We start from the raw sequence: 13,017 nt of genomic DNA, 5'->3' as shown, positions 1-13,017 counted from the left end.
GAGCGACGGGTTCGGGGGGCAGTCGGGAGAGCTTTCTCCCGTTAACGGGACCCGAAACGCCGGAGAAAGCAGGGATTGCCGGATATCGCCTACTATCTGATCGGCGTGGGTATCGGGCTGGCGACAAGCGCGCCGGCAGGGCCGGTCAATCTCACCGCGATCCAGCGTACAATCCGCTTCGGCTTCCTCGCAGGCCTCTTTGCCGGCCTCGGCGCGGTGGTTGCCGATTCATTCTACGCTTCCCTTGCCGCTTTCGGTGTGACGACGGTTTCGGATTTCATCGAATTTCATTCCGACATGATCCAGACCGGTGGCGGAATGCTCGTCATCATATTCGGCCTGAAGGTGTTCATGAGCCATCCGCACATCGAAAGGAACGGGGCGGGAGAGGCGCCGAGCATCCTTCGCGGTCTTGCGGCCGGTTTCTTCATGACATTGACGAATCCGGGCGTAATCCTGGGGTTTCTGGCGATTTTCGGCAGCCTGGGCAAATGGGCGCCGGATCAGGAGGATTATGCGAGCGCGGGGCTGATGGTCGCGGGCGTGGCAAGCGGGGCAACGCTCTGGTGGCTGTTCCTCGCAAGCAGCGTTTCAAAGCTGCGCGATCGCCTCGACGATCACTGGCTCGAGATGATCAACCACATAGCCGGCGGCCTCCTGATCGCCTTCGGCCTCGGCATCTACGGGCATTTGGCCTGGCAGCTTTGGCAGCAGGGCGCGTAGGAGAGCTTCGCGCCCGTAAAGCCTTGGAAATCGGCCTATTGAAGGGTGCGGTCGGTCGTATAGTCGCCGCGGCGGATACGGTCCGGAAGGCCTTCGGCAAGCTTTGCGACCGCGTCCTCGCCATATGTCTGGACGAGATCGATAAGGGCGGTGAAGAGCGCGGCATGAGCGACGGCATCCGTGTCGACGCCGTCGGCGCGCGCGTCGGCCCAGGCTTCGCTGATGTAACCGAAGGCCGCCTGGCGTACCTCCTCGTCGGTGAGGGGGGCATCGTCGAATTCGGCTTCGTCGGTCAGATCGAGGTCGCTCATAAAAACTTCCTTTGCCGGCCGGCGGCGGTTGACCGACGATGGCACGGCTGCGAGGGTCCTGGAACGGCGAATCACAATGTCGCCTCACCCTCATTGGTAAACGAAAACCTAATGAGTCGCGCGCATTTGTATCGATTATGGTTAACGACGTCACGGCCAGCGCCGTTCACTTATGCTTCTCAATTGCTTGAAGCTTTAGGAAACCGTGGAAAAATCAGCGGTTGTAGCGCGTGGTGACGTCGCGCACGATCGCGCCTGCTTCTTCCACATAGCGGGACAAGGTCAGTTCCGCGGCGGGCGTGCAGTCTCGATAGACGGAAGAAAAGCCCCTGAAACCCTGGTTGAAACGCTCGATATAGCGTCGTCTGCGGCTGTCGTCCTGGACTTCGGCATCGATCAGCGCGCTCATCTCGTCGCGCCAGAGCGAGCCGTCGTCATGTCCGCAAAGCGGGCGAAGGTAGTGCAGGGCGCCAAGGATTTCCGACAGGCGCATGAGGTCCTGCTCATACGGCGGATCGTCGGGCCGGGTCTGGGCAAGGACGGGCGCGGCAAGCGCCGGTGCAAGCGCAAAGGCGAGCACGATGAGCGCGATCCGGACAATCGGGGGCGGGGTGAAAGGCGGCTTCAGCATGCGCACGACCATGGGGTTATCCGCTGAATTTCGCAAGGAAAAGCGCGCTTTTAAGAAACTTATCCGCGCCCGTCCGCCATGCTCGTAACATGACGCATAATCCGAGCAGCAGTACCGGGGGTCATCATGAGAGTTTCAAGATCGCGCATTCCAACCCATGCAACCTCCGCCGCGTCGTCGCCTGCCCGGGCTTCTCCGTTTTCATAGGTACCGCGAAAGACCGCAAGAACGAAATGCGCCGCTGCCACGCCATCTTCCTGCTTTTGGATTATATCAAAGGTTTCAACAGGTTCCGCTTCGAGAAGGGCGGTAACCGACGTTTCCTCCAAAAGCTCGCGGCTTGCGGCATCGGCAAGGCGTTCGCCGAACTCCACCAGTCCACCCGGCAGGCTCCAATGGCCGAAATACGGCTCTTTTCCGCGCTTGACGAGAAGTATCTCGGCATCGCGCAGGCACAGAACGGAGACGCCGAGGCGGGGGATGTCCGACATCGCAAGGCCCTGCCTGATTGGAGGTTTCGCAGGAAGTTAGCAGAAATCAGGCAGCCGGGCGTCACGCAAAGAGCGCGTCGATCGATGCTTGAGATTCGGCTTCGGTATCCTCCGCGCTGTCGATATGGCCATGGATGACCGCCCCCGCGATGGAGACCAGAGGCTTGATGCGCGCCGTCGCCGTTTCGGAAACCTGGGGCGCGATGACAGTAACGTCATCCGCCTCCTTCAGCGCCTGCTGGGCGCCGCGAACGGTTTCATCGATCTGTGTCACGATACTTTGAAGCGCACCGCGCAATTCGCCGGGGCTTGCCCGATAGGCGGCGATCGCAAGACCCTTTTCGGAGAAGCGAGACTTTTCGAAATGCGCCTCGTAGTCCATCGGCGCCCATTCCAGCACCTCGTCGGCGCACTCCGGCATGGCCGGCAGCATCTCAAGCAGCATCACAACCTCGTTGAAGTGGTTGAGATAGTCCGTCGCCAAACCCGTGTCCGGGTTGATGTTGGCCTGCTTGAGCCGCTCCGGCGCCAGGTCCCCGCGACCGAGTGCGGGTTCAGCGTCGACCATTGTCTTTTCCCTTGTTACCTTCTCGGGCCGAAACTACGCCGATGCCGGTTTCGATTTGCCTAACTCCCGACGGGACAAGTGAAAATGTGCGGACGATTTGCCCTGACAGCCTCTCCCGAGGAGGTGCGGGCGCTGCTTCAATACCTCGATCAGCCGAATTTTCCACCGCGCTACAACATCGCGCCGACGCAGCCGATCGCCATCGTGCGGCAGGACCACGGCAAGCGCAGGTTCGCGCTGGTGCGCTGGGGCCTCGTGCCGGGCTGGGTGAAGGATCCTGCAAGCTTCACGCTCCTGATCAACGCGCGCTCTGAAACGGCTGCCGAAAAGCCCTCATTCCGCACGGCCATGCGCCACCGCCGCTGCCTCATTCCGGCAAGCGGCTTTTACGAATGGAAACGGCCGGACGGCGGGCCGAAGCAGCCCTACTGGATCCGCCCGAAAGACGGCGGTCTCGTAGCGTTCGCAGGGCTTTGGGAGGAGTGGGCCGACCCCGACGGCGGCGAGATCGAGACGGGCGCGATCCTGACGATCGAGGCGAACCGAACGGTTGGCGAGATCCACAACCGCATGCCCGTGGTGATCGCACCCGAAGACTTCGACGACTGGCTGGACGTCACCAACGTTACGGCCAAGGAAGCGGCGAAAATCGTGAAGCCCGCGCCGGAAGACCTGTTCGAGGCGATACCTGTATCGACCAGGGTAAATTCCGCGCGAGATGACGATCCCGGCCTGCAAGAACCTGTGGATGTCGCAGCGGTTGAGACGCAAGCACCCAGGCCCGCGCCGAAAAAAGCGCAAAAACCCGCGAAGAAGGGTGGCGGGCAGCTCGACCTGTTTTGAGGCCGTTGCGCGGTCTCGAAACGCGGCGGCGAGAATTCCAAACACGCCGATAACCTTCCAAACTTTGCCGAATTGAATTCCAAAAGGTTCATTCGGCGGAAATTTCCCCGGCGCGGCACCGATCAACAGGATGTCATCGGAAAAAGTGTGGCGGCGGGGATAAGATCGCCATCGAAGGGTGGATGGCGACCATGAAACGCACCGTGCGATTCGCCCATTCCGACCGGAGTTGTTCGCTGGGTGAAACATGCTTGAACTCGTTCCGCTGGCCATCGGCATAGTCCTCGCCCAAGTGTCGCCCGGACCGAACATGATGGCGGTCTCGTCGGCTTCGCTTTCTTCCGGACGCCGGGCCGGCATTCGCACGGCTGCGGGTGTCGCTGCCGGCGTTCTCGTCTGGGCGCTCCTGTTTTCGCTCGGCATCGGTGCGCTGATCGAAGCCTATCCGGGCTCGATCACGGCCATGAAAGTGATCGGCGGCGGCTACCTGCTTTATCTCGGGCTCAAGGCGCTCAAGGCCTCCTTCCGTCCCGCACGGTCGAATGGCGGACCGCAGGCGGCCGCGACGCCAAGCCCGAAGGCCTTCCGGACCGGGATGCTGGTGGTGCTGACCAACCCGAAGGCCGCGCTCATGTGGGTTGCCATATCGCTGTTCCTGGCATCCGCCAGCGGCTCGGAACTGCGCTTCCTCGTGATCGGCTTCGCCGCCTCGCTCTCCGCCCTTCTGGTCTATGGGGCCTATGCCGTGCTCTTCTCGACAGGTTTCGCCACTCGCGCCTACGGGCGCTTCTTCCGCTGGATCGAAGGAACGTTCGGAGCGCTGTTCGGCGCTCTCGGCGCGAAGCTCCTGATCGACGGCCTGAAAGAAGCGAGGGGCTGAAGCCCGCTACCGCAAGCACCGAAACGAAACGGAAAACAAATGGATTTCGAAGCAGTCGCGCTTTTCGCGCTTACCGAGTTTCTTCTTTCGATGACGCCCGGACCGGCGGTCCTGCTGGTCGTCGGCCTGTCGATGCGAAAGGGCTTCGGCAACGGGTTCGCAGCGACCGCCGGCATTCTTTCCGTCAATGCCATCTATTTCGCGCTTTCCGCACTCGGCATTGGCGCGTTGATCCTGGCGTCGGCGACGCTCTTCACCGCGATCAAATGGGCGGGTGCGGCTTATCTCGCCTATCTCGGCATCCAGATGCTGAGGCCGCTCTTCTCCCGCAGGAAGGCCGAAGAGGGCGACGGTTCCGCGCTCGATCTGGACAAGGCGGCAAGCTTGTCCGTTTCGACAAGGGAAGACTTCCGCAAATCGTTCTGGCGCGGCTTCATCCTGCAGGCTGCGAACCCGAAGATCATCGTCTTCTTCGTGGCGATCCTGCCGCAGTTCATTTCGCCGGAAGGCAATGTCGCGGGCCAGCTTGCCGTTTTCGGCGCCGTCTCCGTGCTGCTCGAACTGCCGATCCTTGCCTTCTACGGCATGGCCTCGGCGAAGAGTGCTGCGATCATGAAGCAGCGGGTCGTCGATTGGGTCGAAGGGATTTCCGGCGGAATGCTGATCATGATGGGCTGGGCGCTCGCGCTCTACCGCCGGGCGGAGTAACCGTCCGAAACGCGAGACGGACAATGACCCGCCTCGCAGTTCACCCAAAGATCAGAGAACGCGTCCCGGATTGAGGATTCCGTTCGGGTCGAACGCGACCTTGATCCGCCGCATCATGTCGAGCTCAAGTTCGCTCTTCACTTCTTTCAGAAGATCGCGCTTCAAACGTCCGATGCCGTGTTCGGCGGAGATCGAGCCGCCGAACTCGGCGACGATGCCGTGGACAAGGGCGTTCATTTCGTCCCAGCGGGCGATGAAACCCGCCTTGTCGGCCCCGACCGGCTGGGAGACGTTGAAGTGGATGTTGCCGTCGCCCATGTGGCCGAAGGGAACGGGCCGGCAGCCAGGCACCATCTCTTCCACAGCCGCTATCGCCTTGTCGAGGAAGGCCGGAACGGAAGCGACCGGCACGGAAACGTCGTGCTTGATGGAGCCGCCTTCCTCGCGCTGGACCTCCGACATTCCGTGGCGAAGATGCCAGAAGGCTTCGCCTTGCGCGATGCTTTCCGCCAGCGCCGCATCCTGAACGAGACCTGCTTCGAAGGCTTCGCCCAGAAGCTCCTCCATCAGATCGCGCAGGCTCGCGTTTTCGGTTCCCGAAGAAAGCTCCACCAGAACGTACCAGGGATGAGGCTCCGACAAGGGGTCGCGCGCGCCCTCAAGATGCTTCAGGCAGAACTCGATGCCGACGCGGGGCATGAGCTCGAACCCGGTCAGCATCGGGCCTGCCTTGGCGCGGGCCTGAGAGAAGAGCGCCAGCGCCGCATGAGAATCACTTAGCCCCACAAATGCCACCTGACGGTCGCGCGGTTTGGGGAACAGCTTGAGAACAGCGGCCGTGATGACACCCAAAGTGCCTTCCGCGCCGATAAATAATTGTTTCAGATCGTAACCGGTATTGTCCTTCCTCAGCGACCTCAGGCCGTTCCAGATTTCGCCGGTCGCAAGCACCACTTCGAGCCCGAGAACCAGCTCGCGCGTGTTGCCGTAGGCCAGCACCGCCGTGCCGCCGGCGTTGGTGGAAATATTGCCGCCGATCTGGCAGGAACCTTGCGCGCCGAGCGTGAGCGGGAAAATTCGGTCTACCTCTTCGGCTGCCTGATGGATGGCCTCCAGGATGCAGCCGGCTTCCACGGTCATCGTATAGCCATCCGCATCGATCTTGCGGATCTTGTTGAGCCGTCCGAGCGAAAGGACGATTTCCCCTGAGGAATCATCGGGAATCTGGCCGCCCACGAGCCCGGTGTTGCCGCCCTGGGGCACGATCCTGAGCTTGAGTTCGTTCGCGGTTTTCAGGATCTGCGACACCTCCTCGACCGAGCCCGGCCGAAGAACGACGGGTGTCTTGCCATGGTAGAGGTCGCGCCACTCGCGCAGGTGGGGGGCTTTGTCACTCTCGCTGGTGAGGGCATTCGCCTCGCCGACGATAGCGGCGAGACGCTTCAGGTGGTCGGGATCGAGCATGGTAGCCGCAGGCTCTTTCTTTCCTGATTTCCGGATAAAGCGCGGCTAGACATATCACATCGTGAGGGCCTGTCGATGCATTGCAGCATGGGCCTGGCGCCTTGCCGGCGTCCCGCCATGGCTTGCGGCGGCAGGGGGGCTGTGCCATAGGAAGCGCGCTTTGTGACAATATGCGTGAAAAGCGTGTTTTGCTTGTTCGGCGCAGCCGTGCCAAGCGGTTGATCCGGGGTGATTTCCGCCCGGAGACGGAAGAAAGTGCAGGAGACGAGAATGGCCAATGCGCGTGGGCTGATGGAGGGCAAACGCGGTCTCATCATGGGTGTTGCGAACAACCGTTCGATCGCCTGGGGGATCGCAAAGGCGCTGAAGGACGCGGGCGCCGAACTGGCCCTGACCTATCAGGGCGACGCCCTGCGCAAGCGCGTGGAACCGCTGGCGGCGGAACTCGACGCCATAGTCGCCGGCCATTGCGATGTTACCGACGAGGCGACGATCGACGCGGTGTTCAGCACGCTGGAGGAAAAGTGGGGCAAGATCGATTTCCTGGTCCACGCCATCGCCTTCTCCGACAAGGACGAGCTGACCGGACGCTACGTCGACACATCCGCCGACAACTTCAGCCGGACGATGCAGATCTCCTGCTATTCCTTCACGGCGGTGGCGCAGCGCGCGGAAAAGCTGATGAGCGACGGCGGCTCGATGCTGACGCTGACCTACTACGGCGCGGAAAAGGTGATGCCGCACTACAACGTCATGGGCGTGGCGAAGGCCGCACTCGAGGCGAGCGTGCGCTACCTCGCAGCCGACCTCGGCAAGGAGAAGATCCGCGTCAACGCGATTTCGGCAGGCCCCATCAAGACGCTCGCGGCGTCAGGCATCGGCGATTTCCGCTACATCCTGAAGTGGAACGAATACAACACGCCGCTGAGGCGCACCGTCACCATCGAGGAAGTGGGCGATGCAGCACTTTTCCTTTTGTCCGATCTCGGGCGCGGCGTGACCGGCGAAATCCAGCATGTCGACAGCGGCTACCACGTGGTCGGCATGAAGGCGGTGGATGCGCCCGACATTTCGGTCGTAAAGGACTGATGCCGGGGGCATGAACCCATAAACCAGGCGGGAAATTTCCCGCCTTTTTCATTTCTCGCGGCGATGTTAAGCGCAAGTTACGCATCGCTCTGGCATCCTGCCCCTGCCGCCATATCTTTCCAATAACTAACGATGTTCGGACGAGTACCATGCCATTCAGCGAGCCGGCGCCCGCGAATCTTCCCTTCTTCGCTTTCATCCGCCACGGCGAGACCGACTGGAACGCGGAAGGCCGCATGCAGGGCAATCAGGACATTCCGCTGAACGACAAGGGCAGGGGACAGGCGCGGGGCAACGGCAAAAAGCTGAAAGCGCATCTCGACGGGCTTTCCGTTTCTCCGGTCGATCTCGACTTCGTGGCTTCGCCCCTTGGCCGGGCGCGGGAGACGATGGAGCTTTTGCGCGAGGGCCTCGGCCTGCCGCGCGAGGGATACCGGCTCGACGAACGCTTGCGCGAAATCACCTTCGGCGAATGGGAGGGGCTGACGATCCCCGAAATCGCCGAGCGCAATCCGGATCTGGCCGAAATGCGCCGCGCCGACAAATGGGGCTTCGTGCCGCCGGGGGGCGAAAGCTATGAAATGCTCTCGGCACGCGTCCAAGGCTGGCTCGCCGGGCTCGACCGCCCCTCGGTGATCGTCGCGCATGGCGGCGTGATGCGGGTTCTCAGGGGGCTTCTGGTACCGATCCCGACGGCGGAAATCCCGCGCCTCGACGTGCCGCAGGACAGGGTCTTCCTCTGGCGCGACGGCAAGGACGGCTGGGTTTGAGGGGCTGAGGCGTCTGTCGTACCCCGTTTCGGTTTGTCTTCGCCGGGCTCGACCCTGCGATCCATTGAATTTGCGGGCTGGAGGCGGCGCCATGGGTGCGCGGGTCAAGCCCGCGCATGACGATAGATAGGTTGTGCGCTCGCAAGCCTGAAATGCGGGCGCCCCTGCCAATTGCGTGAGGCGACGATCTTTGTAAACAGATCGGGCATTCCTCTGGCAAGGCCCTGCAGCTTTGCCCTATATTCCGAACGTCATGACAAACCCTGATAAAACCGACATGCGCAGCTTCAACGACCAGCACGGCCTGATCCTCCCCTTCGCGCTCTTGAGCGCGGGCGCCATCGTTATGACCGGTTTCCTGTGGTGGCAATACGGCGAGCGCATCTTCATCGAGCGGCTGATCGCCGGCATCGCCGGCTGTTTCTGAAAATTCACGGATGGCTGAGCGGGAACGCCTCGACACAGCGCTTGTCGCACGGGGGCTGTGCGACAGCCGGGCACGCGCCCGAGACGCGGTGAAGCGCGGGGCCGTGACGGTGGACGGAAAACCCGCGACCAAACCCGGACAGTTCGTCGCCGCCGATGCGAAGCTCGAAATCGACGATCCGGCGGCATCCTATGTTTCGCGCGCCGCGCTGAAGCTGGTCGCCGGGCTCGACCGCTTCGGCTTCGATGTTGCGGGCAAGGTGGCGCTCGATATCGGCGCATCGACGGGCGGCTTCACGCAGGTGCTGCTTGAGCGCGGGGCCGGGAAGGTTCATGCCATCGACGTCGGCCATGGCCAGCTTCATGAAAGGCTCGCCAATGATCCGCGCGTTGTGAGGCGCGACGGGCTGAACGCGCGCGAACTCACGCTTGCCGATCTTGATGGATATCGACCGCAAGTTCTCGTCTCCGACGTGAGCTTCATATCCCTGAAGCTCGCCCTGCCGCCCGCACTGGAACTGGCGGCGCCCGGCGCTGTCGCGGTCTTCCTCGTCAAGCCGCAGTTCGAGGCGGGACGGGAGGCGATCGGCAAGGGTGGGCTCGTCGACCCGAAAGTCGCCGAAGAGGTAGCGCAAGGGGTTGCCCGATGGCTAGGAGAACAAGCGGGTTGGCACGTGCTGGGGCTTGAGCCTTCGCCGATTACCGGTGGTGACGGCAACCGCGAATGGCTGCTCGGCGCGCGGAAAGACGGTTAATGCCAATATAGCGCTTGCCCTGATAGCCCCACCCGAGTACCGCGTTACTCATGTCAGAGACAATCAAGCTTCAGATCAAAAGCCTTGCCCACAGGGGCGACGGTGTCGCCGAAACCGCCGACGGGCCGGTGTTCGTTCCCTTTACGCTTGCCGGCGAGACGGTGACGGTCGAGCGAAGGGGCGCACGCGCCGAAGTTCGGTTCATCGATCATCCCTCGCCTGAGAGGATCGACCCCGTCTGCCGTCATTTCGGCACTTGCGGGGGCTGCGCGCTACAACACATGGAACGCGGCGCATATCTCGGATGGAAGCGGCAGCAGGTGATCGCCGCACTCGCCGACCGGGGGATCGACGCCGATGTCGCGCAAACCATACCCGCCGAGGGGAAAGGCAGGCGCCGGGCTGTGCTGGCGGCGGTGCGCGCGGGCCACAAGGCACTGCTCGGCTTTCACGAGCGGGCAAGCCACAAGCTTGTAGACTTGCAGGAATGTCCGGTGCTTGTACCGGAGATCGTCGAGGCGCTGGAACGTCTACGGAAGCTCGCCGCCGGGCTGCTGCCGCGCAAGGGCGAGTTGCGCCTTACCGTGACAGCTACGGAAAACGGCCTGGATGCGGCTTTCGAGCGGAAGGAAAAGCTCGACCCGAAACGCATTCCCGGTCTTGTCGGCGAGGCGATGGAGGCAGGGCTTGCGCGGCTTTCGGTCAACGGCGAAGTGCTGGTGGAAGCGCGGCCGCCGGAAATCCTGATCGACCGGGTGCCTGTCGTGCCGCCGCCGGCGGGCTTCCTGCAGGCGACGAAAGAGGCTGAGGAAACGCTGAGCCGCCTCGTCCTGGACGGTATCGGCTCCGCGAAGAAGGCACTCGACCTTTTTTCCGGCATCGGCACCTTCACCTTCGCGCTTGCCAGGCAGGCCACCGTATACGCCGTGGAAGGCGATGCCGCAGCCCTCAAGTCGCTCGACGGAGGATTGCGGCGGGCCCAGGGGCGCAAGACGATCAGCCACGAACGGCGCGATCTCTTCCGAAACCTGGTGACGGCGACGGAAATCGACGATTACGGCAAGGGATATGACGCCGTCGTGTTCGACCCGCCGCGTGCGGGCGCGGAGGCGCAGGCGCGCGAGATCGCCCGCTCGAACGCCGCCCGCGTGGTCGCGGTGTCGTGCAATCCGGCGACGCTGGCGCGCGACCTTCGCATCCTCATCGACGGCGGCTATCATCTCAAATCGGTGACGCCGGTGGACCAGTTCCTGTTCTCGCCCCATATCGAGGTGGTCGCCACACTGGAGAAATGATCGGAGAGGCAAATGGCGGAAACGGCGCTCGGAACGCTTTCCAGGAGAACGCGCTTCGTCGCGCGCCAGGGCGCAAGGATCGCCTGGTTCACCGCCCACGGGGAGGTGCTGCGCCGGCTGCAAAAGCGCATCCGCGAGGAACAGCCGTCACCGCCGCCAAACATCACCCCCTCGAAGCCTGTTCCAAGCCAGCGTGAACTGATCGGCCATATCATCGAGCTGTTCCGCAGGGACCTTGCCAATGTGGAGGCCGGTATCTATCCGCTGCCGCGTGGCGAATTCGGTTCGCCGGCGGAGTTTCTTTCGCTTAGCCGCGAATTCTTCGAAGATGCGCCGAAGGTCGCGCGCAGGCGCTATGCCGCTGGCGGCCATCAGGAGGTCTTCGAGGAAACGCGGGAAAACACGGGTGGGCTGCCGCGCTACTACCGGCAGAACTTCCACTTCCAGTCCGGCGGATGGCTGACGGAGGAAAGCGCCAGGCTCTACGATTTCCAGGTGGAGGTGCTTTTCAACGGCGCGACGGCCGCCATGCGCCGCCAGGCGCTGGTTCCATTCTCCGAAATTGTACGCGCGAAGGACCAGCGCAAACTCGCCTACGCCGATGTCGCCTGCGGCACGGGCGGGCTGCTGCTGCCCGCGCTCGAAGCCTTTCCACGGTTGAGGGGCATCGGCATCGACCTGTCGCCGGCCTATATGAGCGAGGCGCGCGAACGGACGACAAACAGCGTGAAGCGGCGCGCGAGCTTCGCGGCAGCCCCCGCCGAGCAGCTTCCTTTTGCCGATGAAAGCCTCGACGTCGTCTCGAGCGTCTATCTCTTCCACGAGCTTCCGCCGAAAGTGCGCCGGCAGGCGGCGAAAGAGTTTGCCCGGGTGCTCAAGCCCGGAGGCCGGCTGATCTACGTCGACAGCCTGAAGGCAGGCGAAACGCCCGCGTTCGACGGGCTTCTGGAGCTCTTTCCGCAGCTTTTCCACGAACCCTATTTCGCCTCCTACCTGGAGGAGGATCTGGACGGGATATTCGAGGCTGAAGGGCTTCGGCGGACGAGCTTCGACACGGCCTTCTTCTCGCGCGTGGCGACCTACGCGAAGGCGTGACAGGCCCGTCTCAGACGCCCCGTCTTGGCAAGTAATCCATGATCCGGTCGTGAACCTCGTGCGGGTTCGCGGCGAGCGAATGAAGCTCTACCTCCAGCCCGTCAACCGTATCTCCGGGGTGGAGCGACCACGAACGGGTCATCAGCTGACGCCAGGGCGCGCGGGTCTGCGGGCGGGAGATCGCATCCTCGAACGGACGGTTCAGGACGATCCTGAGGCTCGACAGATGCATGTTGCGCACCGACGTCTCGAAGAGATCGACGCTGCCGATCGACGACCAGTCAAGGAAGCCGATGCCGTCCACGAAAAGACCATCGGCATTCGCGCCGAGACGCGGCATCTTCGCCTCGATCATCGGATAGTAGCGATAAGCGCACCACAGCGCCGGCAGGATGCCGAGCAGGATAAGCGGCTCGTGCTGGATCATGGCCGCCGCAACGAAGATCCCCGCGACGACAACGGCCCCGTAGACGAGCGGCTCACCCGCCCCGCGCCGATAGCCGACGGCAAAAGGGCGCGGATCGCGACGCGGCAGGCTCGTCGAGGCCAGCCCGTGTTCCTCCAGATGCGATTTCAGCGGCGGGGATACCTGCGCCATCTCGTCACCACCCCCGGTGAAGCCCGCCGGCACATGCCGCCGGCAGGGTAATTCAGCTCATTAGAAACGAGTTGGTGCGGGAATCCTACTGTTCAAGCGCTTGAATGCCAATTTGTCCGTAAAATAGAATTATCGCATCCTTCGTATTAAAAATTAAACGACCCATTGAACGTATGCGCAGTCGAAAATATATCTTGCTATATTTATTCATATAGTGCGCCGTTTATTAAACATAAAATATCGGATGTCTGTTTAAAAATACTTTAAACAATGCAATTAAATTTAGTTGGGCGGATTTATCCAATAAAAAAATGTTTAGTTGTGTATGATTTTAGTTTCTTTACTATCTCATAGAGAGTCTGTAAAAAAT

16 protein-coding genes are annotated in these 13,017 nt (G+C 62.2%); 10 read left to right on the top strand and 6 right to left on the bottom strand.

Annotated elements, in window-relative coordinates:
• The first annotated feature begins 75 nt into the window (after nt 1-75).
• Nucleotides 76-723: a LysE family translocator gene (locus GR183_RS14075; protein ID WP_160776267.1), complete on the top strand. Its 648-nt coding sequence runs from the start codon at nt 76-78 to the stop codon at nt 721-723.
• 35 nt (nt 724-758) lie between these two features.
• On the opposite strand, the gene GR183_RS14070 is transcribed toward GR183_RS14075, so the two are convergent.
• The 4 genes from GR183_RS14070 to GR183_RS14055 form a co-directional block, all read right to left on the bottom strand.
• Entirely contained in the window at nt 759-1,034 is a 276-nt protein-coding gene (locus GR183_RS14070) for a hypothetical protein (protein ID WP_160776266.1), read from the bottom strand.
• Between the two features lie 214 nt (nt 1,035-1,248).
• Nucleotides 1,249-1,677 carry a TIGR02301 family protein gene (locus GR183_RS14065; protein ID WP_244313738.1) on the bottom strand — a complete coding sequence of 143 codons (429 nt, stop codon included), beginning with the start codon at nt 1,675-1,677 and terminating at the stop codon, nt 1,249-1,251.
• Nucleotides 1,678-1,724: 47 nt separating this feature from the next.
• Nucleotides 1,725-2,156: an NUDIX hydrolase gene (locus GR183_RS14060; RefSeq protein ID WP_160776265.1), complete on the bottom strand. Its 432-nt coding sequence runs from the start codon at nt 2,154-2,156 to the stop codon at nt 1,725-1,727.
• A gap of 61 nt (nt 2,157-2,217) precedes the next feature.
• A complete protein-coding gene (locus GR183_RS14055; protein WP_160776264.1) occupies nt 2,218-2,724 on the bottom strand; it encodes a hypothetical protein in 507 nt (168 codons plus the stop codon).
• Nucleotides 2,725-2,808: 84 nt separating this feature from the next.
• On the opposite strand from GR183_RS14055, the gene GR183_RS14050 reads away from it, so the two are divergent.
• The 3 genes from GR183_RS14050 (at nt 2,809) to GR183_RS14040 (ending at nt 5,155) form a co-directional block, all read left to right on the top strand.
• The gene (locus GR183_RS14050) at nt 2,809-3,567 is read left to right on the top strand and encodes an SOS response-associated peptidase (protein ID WP_160776263.1); all 759 of its coding nucleotides are present in this window, start codon (nt 2,809-2,811) and stop codon (nt 3,565-3,567) included.
• Nucleotides 3,568-3,814: 247 nt separating this feature from the next.
• The gene (locus tag GR183_RS14045) at nt 3,815-4,447 is read left to right on the top strand and encodes a LysE family translocator (RefSeq protein ID WP_160776262.1); all 633 of its coding nucleotides are present in this window, start codon (nt 3,815-3,817) and stop codon (nt 4,445-4,447) included.
• Between the two features lie 39 nt (nt 4,448-4,486).
• Nucleotides 4,487-5,155 carry a LysE family translocator gene (locus tag GR183_RS14040; protein WP_160776261.1) on the top strand — a complete coding sequence of 223 codons (669 nt, stop codon included), beginning with the start codon at nt 4,487-4,489 and terminating at the stop codon, nt 5,153-5,155.
• Between the two features lie 51 nt (nt 5,156-5,206).
• On the opposite strand, the gene GR183_RS14035 is transcribed toward GR183_RS14040, so the two are convergent.
• Entirely contained in the window at nt 5,207-6,619 is a 1,413-nt protein-coding gene (locus GR183_RS14035) for an FAD-binding oxidoreductase (RefSeq protein ID WP_160776260.1), read from the bottom strand.
• Nucleotides 6,620-6,889: 270 nt separating this feature from the next.
• Here GR183_RS14035 and fabI point away from each other — a divergent pair, with 270 nt between their 5' ends.
• The 6 genes from fabI (at nt 6,890) to GR183_RS14010 (ending at nt 12,049) form a co-directional block, all read left to right on the top strand.
• On the top strand, nt 6,890-7,708 hold the full coding sequence (fabI, locus tag GR183_RS14030) for an enoyl-ACP reductase FabI (protein WP_160776259.1): 819 nt from the start codon (nt 6,890-6,892) through the stop codon (nt 7,706-7,708).
• Nucleotides 7,709-7,857: 149 nt separating this feature from the next.
• Nucleotides 7,858-8,478 carry a histidine phosphatase family protein gene (locus tag GR183_RS14025; protein ID WP_160776258.1) on the top strand — a complete coding sequence of 207 codons (621 nt, stop codon included), beginning with the start codon at nt 7,858-7,860 and terminating at the stop codon, nt 8,476-8,478.
• A 277-nt stretch (nt 8,479-8,755) separates the two neighbouring features.
• Entirely contained in the window at nt 8,756-8,905 is a 150-nt protein-coding gene (locus GR183_RS21685; protein WP_202396091.1) for a hypothetical protein, read from the top strand.
• Between the two features lie 10 nt (nt 8,906-8,915).
• Nucleotides 8,916-9,659 carry a TlyA family RNA methyltransferase gene (locus GR183_RS14020; RefSeq protein WP_160776257.1) on the top strand — a complete coding sequence of 248 codons (744 nt, stop codon included), beginning with the start codon at nt 8,916-8,918 and terminating at the stop codon, nt 9,657-9,659.
• Between the two features lie 50 nt (nt 9,660-9,709).
• On the top strand, nt 9,710-10,954 hold the full coding sequence (locus GR183_RS14015) for a class I SAM-dependent RNA methyltransferase (protein WP_160776256.1): 1,245 nt from the start codon (nt 9,710-9,712) through the stop codon (nt 10,952-10,954).
• 12 nt (nt 10,955-10,966) lie between these two features.
• The gene (locus GR183_RS14010) at nt 10,967-12,049 is read left to right on the top strand and encodes a class I SAM-dependent methyltransferase (protein ID WP_160776255.1); all 1,083 of its coding nucleotides are present in this window, start codon (nt 10,967-10,969) and stop codon (nt 12,047-12,049) included.
• 10 nt (nt 12,050-12,059) lie between these two features.
• On the opposite strand, the gene GR183_RS14005 is transcribed toward GR183_RS14010, so the two are convergent.
• The gene (locus GR183_RS14005) at nt 12,060-12,647 is read right to left on the bottom strand and encodes a hypothetical protein (protein ID WP_160776254.1); all 588 of its coding nucleotides are present in this window, start codon (nt 12,645-12,647) and stop codon (nt 12,060-12,062) included.
• Nucleotides 12,648-13,017 lie beyond the last annotated feature (370 nt).

It is taken from the genome of Stappia sediminis, from assembly GCF_009826895.1.
Classification (GTDB): domain Bacteria; phylum Pseudomonadota; class Alphaproteobacteria; order Rhizobiales; family Stappiaceae; genus Hongsoonwoonella; species Hongsoonwoonella sediminis.
The sequence above is the reverse complement of the archived record's forward strand: the minus strand, read 5'-3'. Positions and strand labels throughout refer to the sequence as shown.

Coding starts and splice junctions, on each gene's coding strand:
- GR183_RS14035 (WP_160776260.1), bottom strand. CDS start 6,619: ATGCTCGATCCCGACCACCTGAAGCGTCTCGCCGCTATCGTCGGCGAG.
- GR183_RS14050 (WP_160776263.1), top strand. CDS start 2,809: ATGTGCGGACGATTTGCCCTGACAGCCTCTCCCGAGGAGGTGCGGGCG.
- GR183_RS14005 (WP_160776254.1), bottom strand. CDS start 12,647: ATGGCGCAGGTATCCCCGCCGCTGAAATCGCATCTGGAGGAACACGGG.
- GR183_RS14060 (WP_160776265.1), bottom strand. CDS start 2,156: ATGTCGGACATCCCCCGCCTCGGCGTCTCCGTTCTGTGCCTGCGCGAT.
- fabI (WP_160776259.1), top strand. CDS start 6,890: ATGGCCAATGCGCGTGGGCTGATGGAGGGCAAACGCGGTCTCATCATG.
- GR183_RS14070 (WP_160776266.1), bottom strand. CDS start 1,034: ATGAGCGACCTCGATCTGACCGACGAAGCCGAATTCGACGATGCCCCC.
- GR183_RS14065 (WP_244313738.1), bottom strand. CDS start 1,677: ATGGTCGTGCGCATGCTGAAGCCGCCTTTCACCCCGCCCCCGATTGTC.
- GR183_RS14025 (WP_160776258.1), top strand. CDS start 7,858: ATGCCATTCAGCGAGCCGGCGCCCGCGAATCTTCCCTTCTTCGCTTTC.
- GR183_RS14010 (WP_160776255.1), top strand. CDS start 10,967: ATGGCGGAAACGGCGCTCGGAACGCTTTCCAGGAGAACGCGCTTCGTC.
- GR183_RS14040 (WP_160776261.1), top strand. CDS start 4,487: ATGGATTTCGAAGCAGTCGCGCTTTTCGCGCTTACCGAGTTTCTTCTT.
- GR183_RS14015 (WP_160776256.1), top strand. CDS start 9,710: ATGTCAGAGACAATCAAGCTTCAGATCAAAAGCCTTGCCCACAGGGGC.
- GR183_RS14055 (WP_160776264.1), bottom strand. CDS start 2,724: ATGGTCGACGCTGAACCCGCACTCGGTCGCGGGGACCTGGCGCCGGAG.
- GR183_RS14020 (WP_160776257.1), top strand. CDS start 8,916: ATGGCTGAGCGGGAACGCCTCGACACAGCGCTTGTCGCACGGGGGCTG.
- GR183_RS21685 (WP_202396091.1), top strand. CDS start 8,756: ATGCGCAGCTTCAACGACCAGCACGGCCTGATCCTCCCCTTCGCGCTC.
- GR183_RS14045 (WP_160776262.1), top strand. CDS start 3,815: ATGCTTGAACTCGTTCCGCTGGCCATCGGCATAGTCCTCGCCCAAGTG.